The 24,956-nt window shown below is 60.5% G+C and carries 23 protein-coding genes; 21 read left to right on the forward strand and 2 right to left on the reverse strand.

Annotated elements, in window-relative coordinates; translation table 11 throughout:
- Nucleotides 1–65: 65 nt before the first annotated feature.
- From FHX08_RS27185 to FHX08_RS27205, 5 genes are read left to right on the forward strand one after another with little or no spacing between them, the layout of a single operon-like run.
- Complete coding sequence (locus FHX08_RS27185; protein WP_184327972.1) at nt 66–1,127, forward strand: ketopantoate reductase family protein; 1,062 nt, start codon at nt 66–68, stop codon at nt 1,125–1,127.
- A 49-nt stretch (nt 1,128–1,176) separates the two neighbouring features.
- Entirely contained in the window at nt 1,177–2,283 is a 1,107-nt protein-coding gene (locus FHX08_RS27190) for a sugar ABC transporter substrate-binding protein (protein ID WP_184327973.1), read from the forward strand.
- 16 nt (nt 2,284–2,299) lie between these two features.
- Nucleotides 2,300–3,325, forward strand: a complete 1,026-nt coding sequence (locus FHX08_RS27195) for an ABC transporter permease (RefSeq protein ID WP_184327974.1) — start codon at nt 2,300–2,302, stop codon at nt 3,323–3,325.
- Nucleotides 3,322–4,839 (forward strand): sugar ABC transporter ATP-binding protein, encoded by a 1,518-nt coding sequence (locus tag FHX08_RS27200; protein WP_184327975.1) that lies wholly within the window; start codon nt 3,322–3,324, stop codon nt 4,837–4,839. Before FHX08_RS27195 ends, FHX08_RS27200 begins: the two co-directional genes overlap by 4 nt.
- A 50-nt stretch (nt 4,840–4,889) precedes the next feature.
- Entirely contained in the window at nt 4,890–5,867 is a 978-nt protein-coding gene (locus tag FHX08_RS27205) for an ABC transporter permease (protein ID WP_184327976.1), read from the forward strand.
- Nucleotides 5,868–5,930: 63 nt separating this feature from the next.
- Here FHX08_RS27205 and FHX08_RS31760 read toward each other — a convergent pair whose 3' ends face one another.
- Both FHX08_RS31760 and FHX08_RS27215 read right to left on the reverse strand, forming a co-directional pair.
- The gene (locus tag FHX08_RS31760; protein WP_184327977.1) at nt 5,931–7,652 is read right to left on the reverse strand and encodes an extracellular solute-binding protein; all 1,722 of its coding nucleotides are present in this window, start codon (nt 7,650–7,652) and stop codon (nt 5,931–5,933) included.
- Between the two features lie 68 nt (nt 7,653–7,720).
- Nucleotides 7,721–8,647, reverse strand: a complete 927-nt coding sequence (locus FHX08_RS27215; protein WP_281412392.1) for an NAD(P)-dependent oxidoreductase — start codon at nt 8,645–8,647, stop codon at nt 7,721–7,723.
- Between the two features lie 496 nt (nt 8,648–9,143).
- Between FHX08_RS27215 and FHX08_RS27220 the strand changes: the two genes are divergently transcribed.
- The 16 genes from FHX08_RS27220 to FHX08_RS27295 all read left to right on the forward strand — a co-directional run bounded on the left by FHX08_RS27220 (nt 9,144) and on the right by FHX08_RS27295 (nt 24,888).
- Entirely contained in the window at nt 9,144–9,932 is a 789-nt protein-coding gene (locus tag FHX08_RS27220; protein ID WP_184327979.1) for a glucose 1-dehydrogenase, read from the forward strand.
- A 41-nt stretch (nt 9,933–9,973) separates the two neighbouring features.
- The gene (locus tag FHX08_RS27225) at nt 9,974–11,053 is read left to right on the forward strand and encodes a zinc-binding dehydrogenase (protein ID WP_184327980.1); all 1,080 of its coding nucleotides are present in this window, start codon (nt 9,974–9,976) and stop codon (nt 11,051–11,053) included.
- The gene (locus FHX08_RS27230) at nt 11,050–11,817 is read left to right on the forward strand and encodes an SDR family NAD(P)-dependent oxidoreductase (RefSeq protein WP_184327981.1); all 768 of its coding nucleotides are present in this window, start codon (nt 11,050–11,052) and stop codon (nt 11,815–11,817) included. The genes FHX08_RS27225 and FHX08_RS27230 overlap by 4 nt, the downstream gene beginning before the upstream one ends.
- 17 nt (nt 11,818–11,834) lie before the next feature.
- The gene (locus FHX08_RS27235; RefSeq protein ID WP_184327982.1) at nt 11,835–12,119 is read left to right on the forward strand and encodes a YciI family protein; all 285 of its coding nucleotides are present in this window, start codon (nt 11,835–11,837) and stop codon (nt 12,117–12,119) included.
- Nucleotides 12,116–13,129 (forward strand): Gfo/Idh/MocA family protein, encoded by a 1,014-nt coding sequence (locus tag FHX08_RS27240; RefSeq protein ID WP_184327983.1) that lies wholly within the window; start codon nt 12,116–12,118, stop codon nt 13,127–13,129. The genes FHX08_RS27235 and FHX08_RS27240 overlap by 4 nt, the downstream gene beginning before the upstream one ends.
- A 10-nt stretch (nt 13,130–13,139) precedes the next feature.
- Nucleotides 13,140–14,123: a zinc-dependent alcohol dehydrogenase gene (locus tag FHX08_RS27245; RefSeq protein ID WP_184327984.1), complete on the forward strand. Its 984-nt coding sequence runs from the start codon at nt 13,140–13,142 to the stop codon at nt 14,121–14,123.
- A 3-nt stretch (nt 14,124–14,126) separates the two neighbouring features.
- Nucleotides 14,127–15,185, forward strand: a complete 1,059-nt coding sequence (locus tag FHX08_RS27250; protein ID WP_184327985.1) for an SDR family oxidoreductase — start codon at nt 14,127–14,129, stop codon at nt 15,183–15,185.
- Between the two features lie 19 nt (nt 15,186–15,204).
- Nucleotides 15,205–16,086 carry an intradiol ring-cleavage dioxygenase gene (locus FHX08_RS27255; protein ID WP_184327986.1) on the forward strand — a complete coding sequence of 294 codons (882 nt, stop codon included), beginning with the start codon at nt 15,205–15,207 and terminating at the stop codon, nt 16,084–16,086.
- A gap of 10 nt (nt 16,087–16,096) precedes the next feature.
- A complete protein-coding gene (locus FHX08_RS27260) occupies nt 16,097–17,161 on the forward strand; it encodes a maleylacetate reductase (protein ID WP_246698394.1) in 1,065 nt (354 codons plus the stop codon).
- A 48-nt stretch (nt 17,162–17,209) separates the two neighbouring features.
- The gene (locus tag FHX08_RS27265) at nt 17,210–17,611 is read left to right on the forward strand and encodes a YciI family protein (protein WP_184327988.1); all 402 of its coding nucleotides are present in this window, start codon (nt 17,210–17,212) and stop codon (nt 17,609–17,611) included.
- A gap of 47 nt (nt 17,612–17,658) precedes the next feature.
- Nucleotides 17,659–17,856, forward strand: a complete 198-nt coding sequence (locus FHX08_RS27270; RefSeq protein WP_132658579.1) for a hypothetical protein — start codon at nt 17,659–17,661, stop codon at nt 17,854–17,856.
- A 98-nt stretch (nt 17,857–17,954) separates the two neighbouring features.
- Nucleotides 17,955–18,980, forward strand: coding sequence for an ABC transporter permease (locus FHX08_RS27275; RefSeq protein ID WP_184327989.1), 1,026 nt, complete (start codon nt 17,955–17,957; stop codon nt 18,978–18,980).
- Entirely contained in the window at nt 18,977–20,044 is a 1,068-nt protein-coding gene (locus tag FHX08_RS27280; protein WP_132658578.1) for a substrate-binding domain-containing protein, read from the forward strand. Before FHX08_RS27275 ends, FHX08_RS27280 begins: the two co-directional genes overlap by 4 nt.
- Before the next feature lie 68 nt (nt 20,045–20,112).
- Nucleotides 20,113–22,629 (forward strand): ATP-binding cassette domain-containing protein, encoded by a 2,517-nt coding sequence (locus FHX08_RS27285; RefSeq protein ID WP_184327990.1) that lies wholly within the window; start codon nt 20,113–20,115, stop codon nt 22,627–22,629.
- Between the two features lie 104 nt (nt 22,630–22,733).
- Nucleotides 22,734–23,246, forward strand: coding sequence for a VOC family protein (locus FHX08_RS27290; RefSeq protein ID WP_184327991.1), 513 nt, complete (start codon nt 22,734–22,736; stop codon nt 23,244–23,246).
- A 334-nt stretch (nt 23,247–23,580) separates the two neighbouring features.
- Complete coding sequence (locus FHX08_RS27295) at nt 23,581–24,888, forward strand: sugar ABC transporter substrate-binding protein (protein WP_184327992.1); 1,308 nt, start codon at nt 23,581–23,583, stop codon at nt 24,886–24,888.
- The last annotated feature ends 68 nt before the right edge of the window (nt 24,889–24,956 follow it).

A 24,956-nucleotide genomic window follows, 5' to 3' on the forward strand; every position in this document is an offset into this window, starting at 1 on the left:
CGGCCCGTCACGGGCAACGGATTTTGTAAGAAAGCGCAAGCTGCGCCACTGAAAAGGAGAAGTCTATGAGTTGGGATGAGGCGCGCGGACCCAGGATCGCGTTTGTTGGCACCGGAGCGCAAGGTGCGTCCATCGGCGCAGACTTTGCGCTCGCCGGTCTGGATGTCACCTTCATCGAGCAGTGGCCTGATCACGTCAATGCGATCCGCGAGAACGGCATCACCGTCAATCTGCCGACGCGCACGATCAATGCGAAGGTGCCGGCCCTGCATCTCTGCCAGGTCGCCGAGATCAAGGAGCCGTTCGACGTCGTCTTCCTCGTCGTCAAGGCCTATGACACGAAATGGGCGTGCCAGCTGATCGAACCCTGCCTTGCCCCGGATGGCCTTGTCATTGGCCTCCAAAACGGCATGACGCACGAGGATATTGCTGCCGTGGTCGGGCACGAGCGCACGATCGGTGCGGTCATCGAGATCGCCTCCAACATGTTCACGCCCGGCATCACGAATCGGCAGAACGACCACGACGAATCCTGGTTTGCTCTCGGCGCACTCGACCCGAAGACGCAGGAGCGCGTCGAAGACGTCGCCAGTCTTCTCAGAAACTCCGGCACTGTCGAGGTGATAGAGGATATTCGGTCAGCCAAGTGGATGAAGCTCGTGGTGAATGCCGCCGAACTCATCCCGTCGGCAATCATCAACCTGCCGCTGAACGACGCAGCGCGCGCGCCCGGCATGCTCGAAGTTATGCGTGCCGCCGGCTATGAGGCAATGCAGGCGGCACTCGCCGACGGCGCCAAGATCATTCCAATCATCGGCATGCCGCCGGTCACGACCAATCATCCGGAGCGATATGTCGATCAAATCTTCGAGGAGGTCCTCAAGACCTTCTCCCGAGAGGATACTCTGACCACCTCACTGCAGGACTGGCGCAAGGGACGACGCGCCGAAGTGCAGGAGGTCAACGGCATCGTCGTCGATATCCTTCGCGCTCATGGCAAGGATGCCCCCGTGAACCAGCGGGTGATCGAACTTGCCTACGATATCGAGGCGGGCCGCCTGGAGGCGCGGCCGGAAAACGCTGCTTTGCTGATCGAGACATACCAGGCCGTTACGGATCTCCGTTAACGCTGTCGCAGCGGACGATGCATCGATTTAACCTGAGGAGGAAAATGGCATGAAATCGCGTTTCAAATTTGGGGCCATCGCACGGTGGCTTGTCACTTCCGTCGCAGTCTGCGCAAGCATCTCGCTTCCGGCCGTGCAAGCAAATGCCGATGAGGTTAAGGGCGGAAAGCTGATCGTCGGCATCGACGAGACCGCTTCGGAATACTGGTCCGAGTACTTGCAAGGCGTGAAGGATATCGGTGCCTCGCTCGGCAAGGAGCCCGTGGTGCTGACCAGCAATTACCAGGGCGACCAGCTTTTGGCTCAGCTTGGCGCGACCTATTCGGCCGGCTGCAATCAGTGCGCGCTTGCCACCGATCCGTCGTCCAACGCGTTCGTCAAGGCAGTGGTGAACCGATCGGCCAAGTCCAAGGTGCATGTGGTGACGATCTGGAACCGGCCCGAGGACATTCACCCCTGGGATACGGATTCCAAATACTGGGTTGCTCACACATCCTTCGACGGCGTGATGTCTGGCTACTATCAAGTCATGGCGCTCTGCAAGGCGCTGAACGGCAAGGGCAAGATCGCCGCCATCCAGGGTGTTCCGTCGACACCGCCCGCTTTCCAGCGCATCGCCGGCCTGAAAAAGGGCCTCAAGGAATGCCCCGGCCTCGAGCTGGTCGATACGCAGGTTGGTGACTGGCAGGAAACGAAGGCCCAGAATATCACGCGTACCTGGATCGCCCGCTATGGTGACCAGCTGCAGGGTATCTTCGCATCCAATGACGCGATGGGCCGAGGCGCTGTCGCGGCGCTGAAGGAAAAGGGCCTCAACGGAAAGGTCCTGGTCACCGGTTCCGACGGTTCAAACATCGGCCTGGAGATGGTCAAGAGCGGTGACATGCTTGCGACGGTCTGGAACGATCCGGTTTTGCAGGGCGCGGTGTCCATGTCGCTCGCCTATGCGGCCGCTATCGGCGACATCGATCCCGAGAAACTGACGCATGCCCAACGCGACTTCTACATCAAGCAGGATGTCGTCACCAAGGACAACGTCGACAAGTACCTCGAGCTCAAGAAGAGCGCACCGAAATATACCTACGAAGAAATCAAGAAGGACTTCTGGAAGGATTCTGCAGGTCAGATTCCGGAAGGTGCAAACGAGAACAAGTAATCGGAAGGAGGGGTCGATGGAGGCCGCTACCAGTATGAACTCCAAAACGGTCGGTCACTCGCTCACGCTGATTGGCGATATCAGGAGCAACCTGCCATGGACGCAGTTTGCAGGTCCCATCGCCGCGCTGATCCTGTTGTCCGTGGGCTTCCAGCTGGTCAGCGGGAGCTTCTTCACCATCGACAACCTCAAATCCGTGATCGAGGCAGCGGCGGTCCCAGCCATTCTCGCCGCTGCCATCAGTTTCGTCGTCATCATGGGATCCATCGATTTGTCATTGGAAGGAAACATGGCGACGACGAGCATGATCGTTGCTCTGCTCGTCGCCAACAGCGTCAACGGCAACGACTATGGCGTTGCGGGATTGCTGGCGGCGCTTGCCGTCGGCCTCGGCTTCGGGTTGTTCAACGCGGTGCTTAACGCGGTGTTGAAAATGCCCTCGCTGATTGTGACGCTCGGCACCTGGTTCGTCGGGCTAGGCATCGCTGCCGTGCTTTTCCCAGAGCGCGTTCCGCAGATCAATGATCCCCTCATCCTCAATCTCGCACGCGTCCGGGTCTTCGACCTGAGCCTCGTCGTCTATGTCGCTCTCGTGGTCATCCTGGCCAGCCAGCTGGTCCTGAATTACACGCGGCTGGGCCGGATGATCTACGCTGTCGGCGGCGAAGAGGGTTTGCTCGTCGCGTCGGGGCTACGGGTTCGTTGGGTCAAGATCGCAGCATTTTCGATTTGTGGTCTGCTGGCGGGAATGGGCGGCGTGCTGTTGTCGGCCCAGCTCAGCACCGGCAATGCCAATATCGCGAGCGGTCTGCTGTTTCCGGCGATCAGCGCCGCGGTTCTCGGCGGCACCGTATTGACGGGTGGGCGGGGTGGCGCGGTCCAGTCCGCCCTGGGCGCCCTCATTCTCGAAGTGTTGAACAACGGGCTGATCCAGGTCGGTGCCGGTCCCTATACCCGTCACATCATCAGCGGCGCGGTGATCGTTGTCGCGGTCGCTGCCGGCGGCTGGCATCGACGCGGCCAACTCAGGGTGGTGAAATGACGGGCTCGCTTATTCTCAAAGGTGTGCGCAAGACCTACGGCAGCGTCGTCGCGCTCGAAGGGATAGATCTCGAAATTCCCGCAGGCCAAGTCCTCGGACTGATCGGCCAAAATGGCTCCGGCAAATCGACCTTGCTGAAGCTTCTGGCGGGACTGGCGGCGCCTGACGAGGGGCAGATCATCCTCGACGGGAAGTCGATCACGCTCGATTCTGCCGCGACCGCGGCCAGCTATGGTATCGGCATGGTTCATCAGGAGCAGTCGCTGATCCCGAACCTGACGGTGGCGGAGAATATCTTCCTTGACAAGCCGCATCCCTCCAAGAAAGGCGGGGTCTATCGCTGGGCCGCCCTGAATGCAGCGGCGGCGGAGCAGCTTCGCAAGATCTCGGTGGAGCTGCCGACGCGGGCGCTGGTCGAGGACCTTCGCTTCGCCGAACGCCAGCAGGTCGAGCTCGCAAAGGTTCTGGCGATCGAGGAACTCGTCGATCGCCCGCCGATCATTCTGTTCGATGAACCGACCTCGGTCTTGACGCCCGAGGAGATCAAGCTGCTTTTCAAGCAGATCAACCGACTGCGCGGCAGCGCGACGATCGTTTTCGTCTCGCACCGGCTCGAAGAAGTCCTTGAGATCAGCGACCGGATCGTCGTCATGACGGATGGTCGCAAGGTGGCGGAACGAGACAGCAATGCTGTCGATCGCGCCGAACTCTATGAGCTGATGGTCGGCCGCCAGCGGGCTCCGAATGTGGACGCGGACCGGACGTCTGTCAGGGCGGAGGGCAAACCGCTTCTAGAGGTCGAGCGGCTCGGCGGTGGACAGCATTTCCGGAACGTGAACTTCGAGGTTCGCCGAGGCGAAATTCTCGGGATAGCCGGGGTGCTTGGCTCGGGCGCCGAGGAGGTCTGCCGGGCGGTCTTCGGTGCCGAGCGCATCGATACCGGCAGGATTGCGATCGAAGGCAAGGCGGTGATCCCCGGAAGTCCGCGGAAGGCGGTGCGCGAGGGTATCGGATATCTGCCGGCCGATCGTCGGGCCGAGGGCATGCTTCCCAGCCGGTCGCTTTTCGAAAATGCCGTCCTCACATTCGGCCCCGACTACGGCTGGCGCTCGCTGATCCTGCGGCGAAGCAGCGAACGGCCGGCCGCGCTGGATTGGATGAGGCGCCTGAAGGTCAAGATGCAGACGCCTCACGCGCCGATATCGAGCCTCAGCGGAGGCAATCAGCAGAAGACGGTTCTGGCAAAATGGCTGCTAGCGAAGCATTTGAAGGTCCTGTTTCTCGACCATCCGAGCCGAGGGCTCGATCCGGGCGCACGCGACGATCTCTTCGCGGTGATCAGGGAGCAGGCGGAGAAGGGGCTCTCGATCGTCTTTGTCGGCGACACGATCTCGGAGCTTCTGGAGCTTTCCGACCGCATCCTGGTGATGCGGGATGGTGAGATCACCGCCCATTTCGACCTCGCCTCCGGTGCCATACCGAAGGAAGAGGAAGTCGTCGCGGCCATGGTCTGACGCAGCAGGCCGCCGTGCAGTTTGAAACTTTGGATAAGGGAACAACGCTGATGGACATTACGCTGGACAGCCGGCTGATCTCGGCTCTGGGGCAACGGTCGGGCATACTCAGATCGCTCGGTCCACTGGGCGTTCTGGTCGCACTCGTCGCGGTCAGCGCGGTGATCGCACCCGGGGTTATCGAAGTGGATTCGCTCTTGAGCTTTCTTTCCGATGCGGCGCCTATCATCGCGCTGGTGATCGGCGGAACGCTGCCGATCCTGACGGGCAGTATCGACCTGTCGGTTGCTGGCGTCGCTTCCCTGACCGGCGTCCTTGTGGTCGTCCTCAACCCGATTTTCGGTCCCTGGACGTCCGCCGTCGTGATCCTGATCGCTATGGCCTTCGGCGCCATTCAGGGTTTCGTGCATTCCTGGCTTCAGCTGCCGTCCTTTATCGTCACGCTTGGAACCTTGAGCATGCTTTCCGGTCTGGCATTGCTTCTTTCGAATGCGACCGCGGAGCCGATTCCCGACAACGATATCTTCGTGACCTTCCTGTCGAATAGCACGGCCGCAATTCCGAATACGATCATCGCGCTCACCGTCGTCGTCGCCGTGCTTGGTTTCCTAATGCGGTACCTGCGTCTCGGGCGCGATATCTACGCGCTCGGCACCGGTGAGAGGGCGGCCATCATGTCGGCGGTGAATGTCGTTGCCGTACGCACGATCATCTTCGCCGTATCGGCCGGATGCGCGGCGCTGGCGGGCCTGTTCCTGATCTCCATCACTGCCTTCAGCTCGCCGACACTCGCCGGTAACTTGCTGCTGCTGTCGATCGTCGGCGTGGTGCTGGGCGGAACGGCGATATCCGGCGGCGTCGGTGGCCTGTTTCCCGCGGTGGTGGGCGGCTTGATCACGTCATGGCTGCGCATCGTCACCGTCATCATCGGAGTGCAGCCGACAGCGCAGAATATTGTTTTCGGCCTGACGGCATTGATCGCTGTCGCGCTGACCACCGACCGGAGCAAACTTGGCATTATCAAATAGTGGCTTTAGCTCGTCGTCGAGAGTTCAGGCGGCGGTTCGCCCGAACCGCCGCTTTGCTTTGCGCTAGATTGCGCTTCGCCTGACACAGCTTCTCTGCGTCGATTTGAGGCTGGTTTCGATCTGGGCAGAGGCATGCTCAAGAGCGAGCCTTGGCGGCTTGTTGCCAAGCAGTGCGTCATGGATCTCTTCGCCAAGAACTTTCTCGATTGTCGTATATTGGGGGATCTTGGGGCGCTGCCAGGTATGGAGAAGGTTCTTCTTTGCCAACTGGTCGACGAAGCGCACGATCGGCGAACTCGCGGCCGCTTCCGGATCGGCGCTTACCGAAAATCGCGGAGCGACCGGGAAGCCGTTCTTGACATGGGCCTTCATCGCTTCCCTCGATGCCATCCAAGCGATCGCGTCGGCAGCGAGCTCGACGCGGTCCTCGGGAAGATTGGTGGGTATGCAGAAAAGGAAGCCGCCGATCGGCGAGGCGCGTGTGCCGCCCGGGCCGGATGGTTGCGGCAGATACTCGACCCGGCGCTTGACGACCGACTGGACGTCGTACTCGAAGCGCGCGGCACGCATCGTCCAGAAGTAGCCAAGGCTCGCCCGGCCTTTCAGGAATACTTCTAGCGTCCGATCCCAGGCCATTTCGAGGATTTTCGGCGGCGAGATTTCCATAAGCCTGCGCATATATTCGAGCGCCGCAAAGCCGGCGTCGGATAGGATGGTGCAGCTCAACTCCTCGAGGTTTGCTCCATCGAGAGTGAAGCCCGATCGGGTCTTGCGCAGTGATATCGCGGGATGGCCGCAGGCGCCCATGAAGAAAAGGAAGCTCGAGGCGATCGGCATGCCACGCGCCCCGTCCCAGACAGCTCCGAACATGCCCTCGTCGGGGTCGTGGAATTTCCGCCCGGCGCTGATAACGTCGTCGAATGTCTTGGGGAAGGAGAGGCCTGTGTCGGCAAACAAGTCCTTGCGCGCAGCAAGAAGTTCGACCGTGCAATAGCCCGGCACGCCGTAGTCCTTGCCTTCCCAAGTCGCAGCTGACCAAATCGACGGGTGGAAGTCGAGCGGGTTGATGCCGGTCTTCTGGACATACTGGTCGATGGGCCGTATCACGCCGCTTTCGGCGAACTCGCCAAGCCAGGGCATGTTGATCGCGATGACGTCGTAGTCGGAGAGCGGTTTGGCACCATTCTCGCGCGCCCGGCGATAGAGCTCGGGAAGCGGCAGCAGATCGAAATTCTTGCGCGATGCGAGATTGTTGCGAAAGTCGGCCCACATGTTGCGCATCGCCGAAAAGTAGTTGTCGTCATTCAAGAGGAAGCGCAGCTCGATCTGCGATTCTGCGCGCTTCTGGACGAGACGCATAGGCGGGATTATCTGCGAACCAAGCGGCGTCCCGCCGAAATAATACTCGTCCTCTTCCTCGCCGGCACGCAACCCGAGCGTCTGGGCGAGAAGGGATTTTGTCTTTCTCGCGTAGACCTCGAACGAGCGGAGAAGTTGGTCGCTCGGCTGCAACGCGAAGCTCTTGCCGGTCGTACCCTTCGCGACCTTGTTGATGGACCCGGCGTCGATGAGCCTGTTAATCAGCCGCATCGACGTTGCATAGGGAAGACCGGATTCCTGGCCCAGTGTGGAGATCGAGACAGGCTGGCTGAGAATATGGGATTTGATCAGGAAGGTGACGATGAGCCATATCGCATCATCGTCGGCCGCTTCCACAACCTCTCGAAAGGGCCGACGCGTCTTCTCGATGAAATCGATGACGCGCAACATCTCATATTCGTTCACGTCGGCCTCCCAACCGTCGCGCTGGAGACGATCAGACTAGCTGGCAAATCCTCGTTTCGCCACCCCGGTCAGATGGCCTTGAGCGTATGGGATCCGGCCGCCTGCTCACGTCCCAGTCCCGCAAGGCGCTCATATTGTTCGAAAAGGACAAAGAAGTCCTTCTCCGCGAGCCCTTCTGCAAACGCAGCCTCATACTGCTGGCGGATCATCGATGCGAGATACATCGGGACATGGTCGGACTTCGCAGCGCCGAGGATGAGATCGAAGTCCTTCATCATCTGCGACACGGAGAATGCCGGATCGAAGTTGCGATTGACCAGCAGGTCGCGCTTGTAGGCAATCAGCGGCGAAGCTACCGCACTTTCGCAGATGACGTTCAGCATGGTCTCGACAGACAGATTGCCCTTCAATCCAAGCGTCAGGGCTTCTCCGAGAAGCGCGGCAGTTGCGCCCACCAGCGCATTCAGCACGAGTTTCAGATAGCGGGCCTCTTCCCCCTTGCCAAGATAAAACTGCTTTGCCGAGAAACTTGCCAGGACCGGTTCGATCTTCCGATAGTCGGCTTCCGGACCAGAGACCATCACCGACAGCGTGCCCGAGGATGCGGTAGCGGTGCTCCCTGAGACCGGCGCGCGCAAATAGGCGACCTGCTTGCGCTCGAGAGCGTCGGCGACCTCGGCCGAAAGCTCCGGAGAAACGGTGCTCATCTCCACCAGTATCTGGCCGGGCTCTAGCAGGTCGACGAGCGCCGACGGCCCCAGCGTCAGCTGGCGCAGGATAGCGTCGTTGGGAATGGTGAGCATCACCACGTCGGACGCTTCGACAAGATCTTCGAGGCTGTGGGCGACGTTTGCACCCTGGGCAACGACAGATGCGCGGTTTTCCGGCAATGGCTCGTAGACGGACAGCGGGTATCCGTTTTCAAGCACGCGTCTGCTCATTGGGGCTCCCATCTTCCCGATGCCAGCCCATCCCACCCTCAACGTGTCGCTCATGCAAAACCTTCCTTCCCCGGGAGCGATTGCTACCCGGACGCTTTCGACGCGGCCGTCTATCGAAGGAGCCTGATTAGGGCATAGCGGCTGTCGATCAGCGTCGCATGCACTCTCCTCCCACCAGAATACTAGCGCCTGCCCGAGACGGTTTGCTGCATTGAAAATATCCGTTTCGGATAATTAAGGATTTGTCGAAGCGGCCGTTGATCCGTAGCTTTCATCCTGGATCGAACGGTTGTTCCTTTGGGAGGAATTCTAGCCGTCAGTAAAGTCATAGTGACGCGGGAGCCGCTGCTGCCGCGAACGGCGATTTGTTGTCAACGGTCCCTTGTCAGCATGCGGAGGAGCGTTTGAGATGAGATCGACAATATTCGCGGCCTGGATGTCCCGCAATGAAGGCCGGCTCATCTCGCACCCCATCCGCATCATCCCGTCGCGCAGGCCGCGCTGACCGATCGCCGGGCAGCGTCGCGGAGACTATTTGGAGGATTTCATCATGAGTGGACAGGTTGCCGGCAAAGTGGTGATCATCACAGGTGCCGGACGTGGAATCGGCGCCGCTATCGCCTGGGACCTGGCGGAAAAAGGGGCGCGCGTCGTCATTGCCGACCTGGACGAAGCGACGGCGAAGAAGACGGCCTCGCAGATTTCGTCGAACGGCGGCAGCGCGATTTCCGTGCGAGTCGATGTGTCAAGCCGCAAGGACGTGCAAGCTCTGATCGGTCAAACCGTATCGCACTTCGGCCGCCTCGACGTCATGTTCAACAACGCCGGCATCAGTCAGACCTGCCCCTTTCTGGAGGTCACCGAGGAGGATTTCGATCGCATCATGACGATCAACGGCCGCGGTGTTCTGATCGGCACTCAGGAAGCAGCCAAGCAGATGATTGCTCAGGGCGGGGGCGGCAAGATCATCAATACGGCGTCCATCGCGGGTAAGCAGGGATACCCTCTTTTTGCGCATTATTGCGCATCGAAATTCGCCGTCGTCGCGATTACCCAGGCGGCTGCACGTGCGCTCGCCGAACACCGGATCAGCGTCAACTGCTTCGGACCCGGCGTCGTCAAGACCGAACTCTGGGAACAGCTCGACCGCGAGTTCATCCAGCATGGTCTGACCGAAGAGCCGCAGCAGGCAATCAACGATTTCTCGCAGTCGATCCTGCTCGGGCGGGTCTCCGTCCCGAAGGACATCGTCGGCGTTACCACGTTCCTGGCCTCCGATGCTTCGGACTACGTCACCGGTCAGACCGTCATGGTCGATGGTGGCATGGTCCTGATCTAGCGGCAGAGCCCGAGCAACTCGAAAATTAGGAAGGCATAGCAATGAAGGCTGTCAGATATTACTCGAAGAAAGATATCCGCGTCGAAGACGTGCCTGCACCGAGTGGTCCGCTGGGCGACGACATGGTGCTGATCGAGCCGCTGGTGTGCGGCATTTGCGGCACGGATATCCATGAGTATATTGCCGGGCCGATCGTTACGCCCGCAACGCCGAACTCCTATTCGGGTGCCACGCTGCCGCAAATCCTAGGCCACGAATTCTCCGCCAGGGTGCTGGAGGTCGGCAAGAACATCACGCATGTCGCCCCCGGCTCGCGCGTTTCCGTCCAGCCGCTGATCTCGCCGCGCGATGATTATTATGGCCGCCGCGGTCTCTTCCATCTCAGCGAGAACATGGCGGTGGTCGGCCTCTCTTGGGATTGGGGCGGCATGGGCGAGCGGGCTGTCGTCAACGGCTACAATGCCATCCCTGTCCCCGACACGGTGTCCGACGTCCAGGCGGCCATGATCGAGCCGGCGGCGGTCGCCGTCTACGGCGTCGATCGCGGCGGCGTCACCAGCGGCAGCAGCGTCCTCGTCTCGGGCGTCGGTCCGATCGGCGCCCTCGTCCTGCTCGCGGCCAAGGCGGCCGGAGCCACGAAGATCTTCGTTTCCGAGCTCAATCCGAACCGGCGCGCGCTTGCGAAGGAACTGGTGCCTGACGCCGTCGTTTTCGATCCGCGTGAGACGGATACCGAGAAGCTGTTCCGCGACCAGACGGAAGAGGGCGTCGGCATCGATGTCGCCCTCGAATGCGTTGGTGCGGAAGCATCGCTCAACCTCTGCGCCAAGGCGGTTCGTCGCCGCGGCACGGTTGTGCAGGTCGGCCTTCATGTGAAGCCGGCCGCGATCGATGCGATGCTCTGGGCACTGAAAGACATCACCGTCGAGGCAACGTGGTGCTACCCGGTCACCATCTGGCCACGCATCGCCTCGATGATTGGGGCAGGCATCTTCCCCGTCGAAAAGGTGGTGACTGCCGAGATCGCGCCGGAAGATGTCGTCGAAAAGGGCTTCGAAGCGCTGCTCGATCCCAAGGGCACGCATATGAAAATCCTCGTCAACATGAAGGGCAGATCATGAAGAACCCGATGGATCTCAGCGGCAAGAAGATCCTGATCACCGGTGCTGCCGGCGGCATTGGCAGCGCGACCTGCCGTTATCTCGCGTCGCTCGGAGCGACAGTCATTGCCGCCGACCGCGATGCGTCGGTGGAAAAGACGCGTGACGACATCAGGGTAGCAAACGGGCTCGCCGAAGCCGTCACCTTCGACGTCACCAGTAAAGGTTCGGTCGAGGCCGCAGCGGCGGAGGTCGGCGAGCGGTTTGGTACGCTCGATGGCATCTTCGCCAATGCCGGCATGTCCTACGAGCGCGCCGCGCTCGACCACAGCGAGGCGGACTGGCGAACGGTGATGGCCGTCAATCTCGACGGCGTGTTTTGGACGGTGCAGGCCTTTAGCCGGTCGATGGTTGCCGCAGGGCAGGGATCGGTCGTCATGACCGCGTCGATTGCCGGGGTGAAGGCGGTCCGGCCGGAGCTCCATGTCGGCTACGACGTCTCGAAGGCGGGGGTCGCGCACATGTGTCGCGTCCTCGCCGCCGAGTGGGCGACATCGGGGGTGCGTGTCAATTCAGTCGGGCCCGGCTATACCGACACCGTCATGCTTGCCGAAGTCGGCCGCGCCCAGCCCGCCGTCATGCAGAAATGGCTCGATGACACCCCCGTCAAACGCCTGATCAAACCTGAAGAAATCGCATCGAGCGTTGCCTTCCTGCTTTCGGACGCCGCGAGCGGCATCACCGGTCAGGTGCTGATGGTCGATGGCGGCTATTCCATCGCGTGAATTTGAAAGGATACCCCATGTTTTATGCTGTTCATTGTGTCGATCACGAAGGTGTCGTCGACAAGCGCCTCGCCAATTACGATGCCCACAAGGCCTATCTCTCGTCCGGCGTGACCAAGACCGTGATATCTGGCCCGCTATTAGCAGACGACAACGAGACGATGATCGGCTCGCTGTTCGTCTTCGAAGCCGAAACCAAGGATGAGATCGTCGCCTTCAACAAAGCCGATCCGTTCACCAAAGCGGGTGTCTGGAAGACGGTCAACATCCATCCCTTCAGCAAGCGGGTCGATAACCGATGACGATGATCGAGGAGAAGCCGGTCGCGACCGCATTGGTCGGCCTCGGTTGGTGGGGCCGCAAAATGGCGACCCTCGTCAATGCAGGCGGCGCACGGATGCATTTCGTCCGCGGCGTCGATCCCAATCCGGAGGCCGCCGCCTTTGCCGGCGAGATGGGGCTGCAATATTCGCGCGATATAGACGAAGCCTTGAGCGATCCAACAATCGAAGCAGTGGTGCTCGCGACACCGCATTCGCTGCATCAGGAGCAGATCGCGCGCGTCGTCGCTGCCGGTAAGCACGTCTTCTGCGAAAAGCCTCTCGATCTGACCCGCGCCGGTGCCGAAGCCTCGGTTGCCCTTTGCCGCGAAGCCGGACTTGTATTGGGCATGGGACACGAGCGCCGTTTCGAGCCGCCGATCGCTGCAATCCTTGATGCAGCCCACTCGGGAAAGCTCGGCCGGCTGCTGCAGATCGAAGCCAATTTCAGCCACGACAAGTTTCTCGGTCTTGATCCGTCCAACTGGCGGCTGAAGGCCGATCAGGCACCGGCCGGCGGCATGACGGCAACCGGCATCCACCTGACCGACCTTGCGGTCAAGCTGATGGGACGCGCTGCCGATGTCCGCGTCGTCTGCGAAAACCTCGCCTCGAACATTCCGCAGGGCGATACGATGAGCGCTCATATTCGCTTTTTCGGCGGCGGGACGGCCTATGTGTCGGCAACCCTTGCCACGCCTTTCGTCTCCCGCTTCGCAATATTCGGCACGGATGGCTGGATCGAAGTGCGCGACAAGGCGCACGTGGAAGCACCCGACGGCTGGATCGTGACCGAAGGCTGGAAGGGCAAGCCGATTGCCGTGCGCGAAGTGCCGCCGGCCGAGCCAGTCCGCGACAATCTGAGAGCCTTCGCGCGCGCCGTTCGCGGTGAGGCGGAATATCCGATCAGCGGCGAGGACATGATCAATAACATCGCACTGCTAGAAGCCATCGTCCGTTCCTCAAAGAGCGGCGCGCTGGTCGAAGTCTGAGGAGGAAAACGTGAAAGCCTTGGTTTTCGAAGCGCCGGAAAAGCCCGTGATCGTCGATGTCGGCATGCCGGACATGTCGCCCGACGAGGTCCTGGTTCGCACCAGCGCAGTCGGCATTTGTCATTCCGACTACGAACTGCTTGCGGGCCGCTACATCATCCCGATTTCGTATCCCGTCACACCCGGACACGAATGGAGCGGGGAGATCGTCGAGGTCGGCCGCAATGTCACCGGCTTCAAGAAGGGCGATCGCGTTGTCGGCGAATGCGTGGTGCGCACGCCGGAGCGGCTGCATCATTTCGGCTTTTCGATGAGCGGCGCGGATCGCGAATTCTTTGCCGTTAATCCGGAATGGCTGCACAAGCTGCCTGATGCCGTCGACGACAAGAAAGCGGCACTGATCGAGCCGTTCACCTGCGGTTTCTACGCGGTACTGCGGTCGGGTGGAACGAACGCCAGCGAGACCGTCGTGGTCTCCGGTGGTGGCACGATCGGCCTGGTATCGGCGGCAGCTGCGATCGGCATGGGTGCGCGTGTGATCGTTGTCGATCCGCTGGCATCGCGCCGCGAGGTAGCGAAGCGCCTTGGTGCAGACGTTGCGATCGACCCGTCCGATGGCGGTGCGGCCGACAAGATCGGGGAGTTGACCGGCGGCCATGGTGCCGACCTCGTCATAGAGGCGTCCGGCCATGACGCTTCTCTTGCCGCCGCATTCGATTACGCGCGCGAGGAAGGCAGGATTTCGATGGTGGGCATCAATATCGGCCGCAAGGTACCCGTCGTCATCGGCCAGATTCAGATGAAGAACCTGACGGTTCGCGGCTGCATCGGGTCGCCCGGCGTCTGGCCGGCGGCAATTCGTTTCTTAGAGCGGACGGGCATCGACCTGTCGCCGATCCAGACGCACGACTATGCGCTGACCGATGCCGTCAGTGCCTTCTCGTTCGGTCAGGATCCGACGAAGAGCATCAAGATCACCCTGCTGAACGGATAATCCATGAGCAAGCACGCATTGATCGTCGGGGCGACCGGCATTACCGGAAGCAACCTCGCCGAAAACCTTCTGGCGGACGGTGGCTGGACTGTCTCGGGTCTGTCCCGGTCGCAGAGCCCGGTTGCCGGTGTGACGACACTGAGCTGCGATCTGGTCGATGCGGGTTCGGTTGCAGCCGCGTTGGCGGACGCAAGGCCGAGCCATGTTTTCATCACCGCATGGTCGCGGCAGGAGACAGAGACGAAGAACTGCGAGGTCAACGGCGCGATCGTGCGCAACGTATTGAACGCGCTGCAGGGCAAGGGCGTCCGGCACGTCGCTCTGACGACCGGGACGAAGCACTATCTCGGCCCGTTCGAATCTTACGCGAAAACACAGCCCGAGACTCCTTTCCGTGAGGAGCAGGAGCGTCTTCCGGGGGAGAACTTCTACTATGTGCAGGAGGACGAGGTCTTTGCGGCGGCTGCGCGAGATGGCTTCACCTGGTCCATTCATCGTCCTCACACCCTGATTGGCTACGCCGTCGGAAATGCCATGAACATGGCCGCAACGCTTGCCGTCTATGCGTCGATCTGCCGGGAGACCGGCCAGCCCTTCGTCTTCCCAGGTTCGCCGGAGCAATGGCAGGCGGCCACCGATGTTACCGATGCAAGGCTGCTTGCCAAACATCTCAAGTGGGCATCGACGACGAAGGCCGCCGCCAACCTTGCCTTCAACGTCGTCAACGGCGAAGTCTTTCGCTGGAAGTGGCTGTGGCCGCGCATCGCCGGCTATTTCGGTATCGAGGCCGCTCCCTATTCGGGCGTGCCGACGCCGCTCGAGGCGCAGATGGCAGGTGCGGAGACGGTCTGGAACGGCATGGTCAAGAAGTTCGATCTGCGGCCGACAGCCCTCAATCGCGTCGCATCCTTCTGGCATTCCGACGCCGATCTTGGCCGACAGATTGAGACCTTCAACGACATGGGCCGCAGCCGCAAGCTCGGCTTCCTGGACTACCAGGATACGACAGCATCGTTCACAGACGCGTTCGACCGGCTCCGCGTCGATCGCGTCATACCTTGAGGCATCAGGAGTGCTGCACATGTCCGATCAAACGAGAGGCGCCACGCCTTCGAGCGGATTTTTCACCGAGGAGAATTCGGTTGCGACCGTCAATGCACGTATGGGCAGGGATGTCGATCCGCGGCTTGCGGAAGTCATGGCCTGTCTCGTCAAGCATCTCCATAATTTCGCACGCGAGATCAGCCTTACCCAGGAGGAATGGGATTTCGGCATCGATTTCCTGACGCAGACCGGGCAGGTCTGCACGCAGGAGCGTCAGGAATTTATCCTGCTGTCCGATACACTTGGCCTGTCGATGCTCGTCGATGCAATTAACAATCGCCGCCCGGCCGGGGCCACCGAGAATACCGTCTTCGGCCCCTTCCATGTCGAGGGCTGCCCCATCCGGCAGATGGGCGATCAGATTTGTCTGGATGGCAAGGGTGAAAGCTGCCTCTTCATTGGCCGTGTGCTCGACCTCGACGGCAATCCGGTTGAAGGCGCAAGGATCGACGTCTGGTCCGACAATGCGGAAGGCTATTACGACGTTCAGCAGCCCGATCTGCAGCCTAAATGGAACAATCGCGGCGTATTCATCACCGGTGCCGATGGCCGCTACAGCTTTGTCGGGATCAAGCCCGTTTCCTATCCGATTCCGGATGACGGCCCGGTCGGAAAGATGCTCGCAAGCCTCGGCCGCCATCCGTATCGTCCGGCACACATGCACTACATGGTTCGTGCCGAAGGCTTCCAAAAGCTGGTGACGCACACGTTCGTCGGCGGCGACAGCTATCTGAATTCGGATACGGTCTTCGGCGTCAAGAAGACCCTTGTCGCACCCTTCGTTCGGGTCGAGGGCGGCAGTACTCTGTGGCGCTCGGACTATGACTTCGTTCTCGCACGTCCCGATCAGACGAGATAGGAGCGCAAAATTGGAAGATTTCGTCTACAACGGAAATCCCGCCCGCGTTGTCTTCGGGAGCGGTACGGTCTCCCGGCTGCCGGAAGAGGCTGACCGGCTGAATGTGAAGCGGCTCGTCCTGCTTTCCACGCCGGAACAGGTTCAGCAGGCAACCGACATCGCTTCCCACCTCGGACCGCGTGTCGTGGCGACCTATTCGAAGGCGCAGATGCATACGCCTGTGGAAGTGACTGCCGATGCCATGCAGTTCATAAGCGATCATTCGGCTGACGCCGTTCTTTCGATTGGCGGCGGGTCCACGACCGGTCTCGGAAAGGCGATCGCCTTCCGCACGGATCTGCCTCAAATCGTCGTGCCGACGACATATGCTGGGTCTGAAGCCACACCCATTCTCGGCGAGACAGAGGGGGGGCGCAAGGTTACGACGTCGGATCCCCGTATTCTTCCCGAGGTTATCGTCTATGATGTGGATCTGACGTTGACCTTGCCTGTGGCACTGTCCGTGACCAGTGGCGTGAATGCCGTCGCGCATGCCGTCGAAGCGCTCTATGCCCGCGAAGCGAACCCGATCATTTCACTGATGGCAGAACAGGGCATATCGGCAATCGTCCGTGCCTTGCCGTCGATCCATGCCAATCCCGCAGACAAGAATGCACGCGCAGGAGCGCTCTACGGGGCCTGGTTGTGCGGCGTCTGCCTGGGCTCCGTCGGCATGGCGCTGCATCACAAGCTCTGCCACACGCTCGGCGGCATGTTCAACCTGCCGCACGCGCAGATGCACACGGCCGTCCTTCCGCATGCCGTCGCCTATAACGCCAAGGCTGTGCCGGCGGCGATGGCGCGCCTGCGCCGTGCGATGGGTGTCGATGATGCCGCGACTGGTCTTTTCGATCTTGCCAGGAGACTCGGCGCGACGATGTCGTTGAAGGACCTCGGCATGCCCGACGGCAGTATCGAAAGTGCGCTGGACCAAGCGCTGTCCAATGCCTACTGGAACCCGCGCGAGCTTGACAGGCCTGAGTTGCGCCAACTGCTGGAGCGCGCATTCCGGGGCGATGCGCCCAATCCCGCGTGATTTATGCCGTTCGCTGCCGGCCGCAGGGGACGGCGCCAGACATCCAAAATGGATAAATCCTCTATTTTCTTTGCTCCTAGTCCGCGTACCATCATTCCTGCGATCGTTGAAACGTCGCCGTGCGCTCGGGAGGAGCAGACGCAAGTTTGGTGGGAGCTGAACAATATGCTTGCAGTTCGTGTCGCTTTATCCAATCCCGACAAGTCGGATGCGCGCGAACGTCATCTGGATGATCACAAACGTCATCTTCGTTCCGGATCCATCAAGATCATTCAGTCCGGACCGATCCTTGATGCGGCCGGTACGAGCAGTGGTGGTGTCGTCGTGGCCGAGGTCGGCTCGCTCGACGATATGGTCCGCTTCAGCTCGGAGGATCCGTTCGTGTGCCATGAAATTTATTCAACAGTCAGCATTTTCGAATGGCGGCCAACGATCGGCAGCCATTCTTGAAGCATTTGAGAATGCTTCAAGCCGGCAAGAAGTGAGGAGGAGGGAAAATGAGAGCGGCAGGTTTGATAAATTGGGATAAGGTTCGCGACTGGCTCGCGCAGGCAGGATGCGCCGTCAGCGGGCATTATGCTGACTACGAGCCGTTGCGAATCGATCGTGCCGCAGCCCATCCTCTCCATCAGACGCCGAAGGTGGTGGACAACCATCCCTCGATTGTCTGGACACTGGACGGACGCGAAATCTAACGCAAGCCGACATCTTTCTAGGCATTCGCTCTACGGCGCGTTGCGTCCGTGGACAGGGGTGCTGCTGACTGTGACCATGATCGGAAAGACGTGTTTCGATGACTGATTTGACCTCCATCGCTTCGAACGGACCCGCGCGCAAGGCGCTGTTGTCTCTGCCGCTCGCGCGCAGCTTTCTGACGGTCCTCTTTTCAACCCTGCTGCTGCTGCTGACTTGCGTTCTGTTCGCACCCTCTAGTCTATCTTCCGGCGCTCTGTCGGGAAGCCTGCCCTTTGCAGCGATCATCGCGGTCGTCGGCCTCGGACAGTTGCTTGTCGTGCAGCAGGGTGGTTTTGACCTTTCCCTCCCAGGGGCCGTGTCGCTTGCTGTGGTAATGGCGACCCACTATCCGCAGCAAGACGACGCGCTGCTTTACCAGGCCGTGCTGATCTCTCTGTTCATTGCGCTCGTCGCCGGCCTGCTGAATGGCATTCTCGTCAGCCTTTTCCGGCTGAATGCCATCATCGCCACGATCGGAACCAACGCCCTGCTTTACGGCGTCGTGTTTGCCGTGTCCGGTGGCGTTCCGTCCATTACGACGAACCTGCTGGCGACGATCGCCGGAGGCCAGACCTTTGGGGTCCCGAATTCCGTCGCCTTCGCGCTCGCCGCCACGGGGGTCGTCTCGTTCACGCTCAAGAAGACGGTCGCCGGCCGCAGGTTCGAGGCGATCGGTGCCAATCCGCTGGCATGCCAGGCGGCCGGCCTTCGGGTGCGCACTCACCAGATGATGGCCTACGTATGGGCCCAAGTGCTCTACTGTCTGGCCGGCACGCTGATCGCCGGCATCACGCGAGAGCCGACGGCCTTTCAAGGCGACAGCCTGCTGTTGCCATCCGTCGCCATTGTCGTCCTCGGCGGCACGTCGCTGCTCGGCGGCAGGGGCTTTCCGATCTCGACCGTCATAGCGGCGTTTTTCCTGAACCAACTGAGCCAATTCGCACTCACAGTCGGTGTGCCGTTTTCGGCTCAAACCATCATCCAGGCGCTCTCGCTGGGTTTTGGCATCGGCATTTACTCGTTCCATTGGACGTTGAACGCAAGACCATCGACTGGGGCAAAAAAAGTGGAGGAGAAACAATGAAATACCATTCTACAGCCAAGCAACTGGCACTGGCCGCTGCTTTCGGCGTGACGGCTTTCGCCAGCGCGGATGTCGCCTGGGCGGAAACACCATCCTGGTGCGGGCCCAAGAAGGCGACGCTGGCACTGCTCGACGGCTACGGCGGCAACAGCTGGCGTCAGGTGACAACCGCTTCCGGCAAACAGACCGTCGAGCTGTGCCCGAGCATTACCAAATACGAATACGCCGACGGGCAGGGGGACACGCAGAAATCGATCTCGGATATCAAGAGCATGGCCGCGAAAGGCGTCGATGCGCTGGTCGTTTTCGGCGATGCCGGACCAGCGGTCCTGCCGGCGCTGACCAGCGTCTACAAATCGGGCAAGGTTGTGGTTCCCTATCGTGTCGCCGTCGGCGGCAAGGACGGGCAGAACTATTCCAAGTTCGTCGGAGCCTCGTTCGAGAACGATGGCGAGACCTGGGGCAAGTGGATCAAATCGATCCTGCCGAAGGGTGGAAACCTGCTGTTCCTCAGCGGACCTGCCGGCAACAGCCAGGGACTCGATGAGCTGAAGGGCCTCAAGAAGGTGCTGGGTGACGAGTATGTCTTCGTCAATCAGGCTCCCTTCGCCGTCACCAACTGGGATCCGGCCCTGACGCAGAAGGTGCTGACCGCCGAAATCGCCAAGAACCCGAAGATCGACGTGATTATCTCCGACTTCGGTCCGTCCATGGTCGGCGCGCTGCCGCTGTTCACGAAGCAGGGGAAATCAATCCCGGCGCTCGCTACCTCCGACGGCAATTCGCTTGGCTGCTTCTACGAGGCCAACAAGGCCAGCAACCCTGATTTCAAGCTGTTCACCGTCGCGACCGGCAACGACAACGTTCGCCTCGCCGTTCAGTGGGCCGTCGCATTGGCAACCGACGGCAAGCCGCCGGCGGATGCAACATTCAAGGCGCCGGCGTTCGAAGATTCTGTCGCCGGCGGTGCCAGCGCTGTGAAGTGCCGCCAGGACCTGCCCGGCGCCATTTATCTTTCGTCGGAGCTGCCGCCTGAAGACCAGGCCAAGGCCGTTACGAAGTAGTCGCAATCTTTCTTCGATCTGCCCGGGCCTTGCACCCGGGCAGATGCAACCTCAGTCGGATCAAGGCCATGGCCGCTGCAGACATCCATTCAAATGCACCCTTCTTGTCGGCCGAAGACGACGTCACGATCCGGCTCGATGGTATCTCGAAGTATTTCGCCGGCGTTCCGGCGTTGCGCGACGTCAGTGTCGAATTCCGGCCTGGCGAAGTGCATGCCATTCTTGGTGAAAACGGTGCCGGCAAATCAACGCTGATGAACATCATTTCGGGTACGCTGCAGCCGAGCGAGGGTGAGATCATCTTCGACGGTGTTGCCGTCAAGCAGATGACCCCAGAGGTGGCTGCGTCGCTCGGGATCGGCATCTGTTTCCAGCATCCTGCCATTCTCGACGATCTTTCGATCGAGGAGAATCTGCTCGTGGCCCTCACCGCCTCGGACGCGTCAGGGCGGCGATCGGCCGATGCCCTGCAGCAGATGCTTCAAACGGTCGGTCTTAATCTTCCGTTGCGTATGCGTGCAGGAGAAATGACGGTTGCGGAGAAACATCTGCTGGAGATCGGCAAGGCATTTGCCGTCAAGCCCCGGTTGCTGATCCTGGACGAGCCAACGGCCTCACTCGACCAAGAGGCCAGCGAACTGCTGTTCAACCTTGTGCGCCAGGCAGCGGCAGAGGGAACGGCGGTCGTCTACATCACCCACCGCCTTGCCGAACTCAGGCAGATTGCACAGCGGGTGACCGTGCTGCGTGACGGAAAAATTCGCGGCAGTGCGCTCGTGGGGGAGATCAGCGACTCCGAGCTTGTCGGCATGATCGTCGGGCGCACGCTTGCGGCGGCCTTTCCCCCGAAGGCGCCGGGCAAGAGGGGGGAGATTGCTCTTTCGGTCACCGGTCTCAGCTGTGAAGGCGTCGATGGTGTCTCGTTCCAGGTGCCACGCGGGCAGATCATCGGTGTTGCAGGCGTTGCCGGCAACGGCCAGGCAGCGCTGATGCGCGCTCTAGCAGGACTGGATAGCTCGCGCGGATCGATCAACTTGCGCGGACGCAACCTCGGCCACGCGCAGCTTCTCGAAGAGGCTGCCTTCCTGCCATCGGACAGGCTTCGGGAAGGCGTAGCGAAAGGCCTTACCGTCCGAGAGAACGCCACCTTCTCGACACTCGAGAAATTTGCGACCGGCGGGATCATGAGCCGGAGGCGCGAGCACGACAAGGTCAGTGCGATCTTCGCCGAACTCGCCGTCAAGGCGCCCAGCATGGAAGCCCCGATCCTGTCGCTGTCGGGCGGCAACCAGCAGAAGATCGTGATGTCGCGCGCGATGCTTTCGGATCCGGGCCTCGTTGTCGCCGACGAGCCGACACAAGGGGTCGATGTCGGTGCTCGGTTCGAGATCTACCGCATCCTGCGGGATCTGTGCGAGGCGGGCACACCCGTCGTCGTCAATTCCTCCGATGCCGTGGAGCTCGAAGGGCTCTGCGATAAGGTCATCGTCATGTCGCGCGGCCACGTCGTCGCAACCCTCGAAGGCGAGGATGTCACCGAGGAGAAGATCGTCGCCGCGGCCGTCAATGCCGAGACGCATGATGTGGAGCCTGGCGCAGCCAAGGCTTCCGGCCCCACCAAAGGGTTCAAGCATTCCCTGCAATCGGACAATGCGCCCGTCATTCCGCTGGTGCTGGTTGCGATCGTCCTCGGGCTCTATGTCAACGGGCAGAACGAAAACTTCCTGTCGGTCTACAACATCTACAACATTTTCCTGCTGGCAACGGCGCTCGGGTTCATCGCCCTTGGACAGACGATCGCCCTGCTGATGGGCGGTATCGATCTTTCGGTTGGGCCGCTAGCAGGCTTCCTGGTGGTTGTCGCATCGTTCTTTTTGACCGACGACATGTCGGCTTCCATGATGGTTCTCGGTTTCTTCCTGATGCTGGCCGCGGCGGTGGCGGTGGGCAGTATCAACGGGCTGCTGATACGCTTTGCGAATTTCACGCCGATCGCGGCGACGCTCGCCATGTATATCGCCATACAGGGCTTCAGTTTTCTGCTGCGTGAAAATCCGGACGGATACATAAGCTATGCGATTTCAGACTGGGTCAATTGGCAATGGGGTCCGTTCCCGGTCGCATTCCTTCTGCTTTTGGTGGTGACGCTTGCGGGCGAGTATCTTCTGCGCAGATCAAGATCGGGGTGGCGCCTGCGCGCCGTCGGATCGAACGAGGATTCGGCCCGCCGCATGGGCATTCGCGTCGATCTGACATTCATTTCCGGGTACGTGGCATGCTCTGTATTGACTTGCTTCGGTGCGGTCATGCTGATGGCCCAGATCGGCGTGGGTGATCCCCGCCAGGGCATCAATTACACTCTTTCCAGCATTACCGCGGTGGTCCTCGGCGGAACAAGCCTGGCAGGCGGGCGCGGGACGTTCATCGGAACCGTTCTCGGCGCCATCCTACTGACCGAAGTTCTGAGCGCCGTGACCTTCCTGAGCCTGTCACAGACCTACCAGTATTTCTTTCAGGGCATCCTGATCGTCATCGCAGCACTCATTTACGCGGCGGTTCGAGGCCGCCGTGCTGCCCGCCATTGAAAGATGAAAATGCCTATCTCGGCTCCCGCTCCCATTACATTCGGGATCATCCGTTGATCGCGGAAGGGGCGCGGGGCCGATTTTGTGAGAAAGGAAGAAAGAACATGACGAACAATGTCCACGGCATGCACCATATCGGTCTGACGGTCCCTAATATCGAAGAGGGGATTGCCTTCTTCAAGGCCGTTTTCGGTGCAGTCGAGGTTTTCCGGACGGGGCCCTTCAATGTCGACCAGGACTTCATGACGAAGAAGATCGGCGCCGCTCCGCAGTCGAGGATACGCGATCTCGTCTTTCTCCGCTGCGGCGAGGGGACGAGCGTCGAACTGTTCGAATATAGCGGCGAGGAAATGTCTCCGCCGAAGCGTCCGTCGGAAGTCGGCGGCACGCATATCTGTTTCGAAGTCGAGGATGTCCATGCGTCGGTCGAGCGGCTTAAGGCTCAGGGCGTTGATCTCCTCGATGGTCCAAACCTGATCACCGAGGGGCCGCTGGCCGGTTTCGACTGGATCTACCTGCGTGCCCCATGGGGACTACTGCTCGAGGTCGCGAGCTTCGACAAGCTGGGCTACGAGGACGGGTCGCAGACGAAACTCTGGCGGGCAAAAACTGCTTGAGCGCGAGGCGCTGGTCCGACACGCTACCGTCCGACCCGGACGACGCCTCTGGCTTGTCTTCCATCTGATCCGATGGTCATTTCGCAAACCTGATCCGATCGGCCGATCGGGCATGACATGGCAAGGCGGCGATAGCTCGACTGCGGCAGATAGACGGTGTCGTCGACGCCGTCTTTCTGTCGCTTCCGGCCGTCCAGCGCCGCCTATTAGTCTCGTAAATCCAATTGCTTACGTTTGTCCGATGTGGATAATTCTGTTGTTTTCGAGTGGCTGACATTCACTACACTGATCGTCGTCAACAGCCCTGGAGGGGGCTATCGAGGAGGATCTGAATTTGCGTGACGTCGGAAATATCGAAATCAACCGTCGCAAGCTGCTGCAGTTCGCGGGTGCGGCCACTGCCGTGTCCCTTGCCAGTCCAGTGGTGCTTCGCAAGACCGCTCGCGCGTCCGATCAGCAGATCACGGTTCTCAATACGTTCCCGACGCTCGCCAACGAATACTGGCAGGGATGGGATGCCGGAGCCAAACGCGCCGCTGAGCAGCTCGGCATCAAATACATGTCGCAGACGTTCGACGATTCCGTCGACAAGCAGATCGCCCAAATCGAGCAGGCGCCGTCTCTCGGCGTGAATGCCGTCGTCACCTTCGCCCAAAACGCCGAGGTCATAAAGGCGCTTTGTGCTACGGCATCTCAGGTCGGCGTGAAAATCGCCAATGCGCACTCTACGGCAGCATGGCTTGCGCCGACCGATCCGACCTTCAAAGACGCCTACATGCTCTACAGCCAGCCGGATAATATCCGTGGCATTGCGGCGATGGCGCAGGCGCTCTTCGACAAGATCGGCAACAAGGGCAAGGTGCTCTACGCTGCTGGTATGCCCGGCAACTTTTCGGCCGATACGCGTGCGGCGGGCGTCAAGCTCGCCCTGAAGAACAACCCCGATATCGAGCTCGTTGCCGAACAGCCTGCCGGCGAAAATCGCGTCGCGGCGCGTCCGGTTGTCGAAAACCTTTTAACCGCCCATCCGGATGTCGCGGCAATTATTTCCTACAATGACGATACGGCGATCGCGGTCCTGGACGTTCTGCGAGAGCGCGGATTGAGCGGTCAGATCCTGACCGCGGGCAACGATGCTACACGGGAGATGCTGACGCGGATGAAGGATGATCCGAGCGCCCTCGGCACAGTTTCGATCAACGCACCATTCATGACGGGGTATTCTCTCGTCACCCTCTTCGATGCGCTCAATGGCGTGACATATGATCCACTGGAGCGGATGCGTTACTTTGATTCCCTCTTCCTCGATTCCCCGGATGCGGCCGCGAAATATCTGTCGCTGATGGACAATAGCGGCGGTTTTGCTTTCGATTTCAAATCGATGTCGCGTCATCTGAATGGTGATAACTGGAAGATCCAGTGGGGCATGGAGGTGATCGATCCCTCACAGTTCTGGAGCGGCATCGATTCGATGCAATCTTCGAAACCAGCGAACTGGGCGCTGCCGGAAGATGTCGCCGCCTCGTTAAAGGCGGGTAATGTCGAGAACCTGAACAAGATGTTCAAGGACCACGCCGCAGCAGGTCCGCTCTCAGAAGTCGCGCAAAACACAAAAGCCGGCAAGACTGTTCTCGGCTTCTAACAACCGCCCACAAGTCGATAGGGCATTTCGGCCGACAGGGCCGGAATGCGAATACGTATCATCGCGGT

The sequence above is a fragment of the Rhizobium sp. BK529 genome, from assembly GCF_014194105.1.
Lineage (GTDB): Bacteria > Pseudomonadota > Alphaproteobacteria > Rhizobiales > Rhizobiaceae > Rhizobium.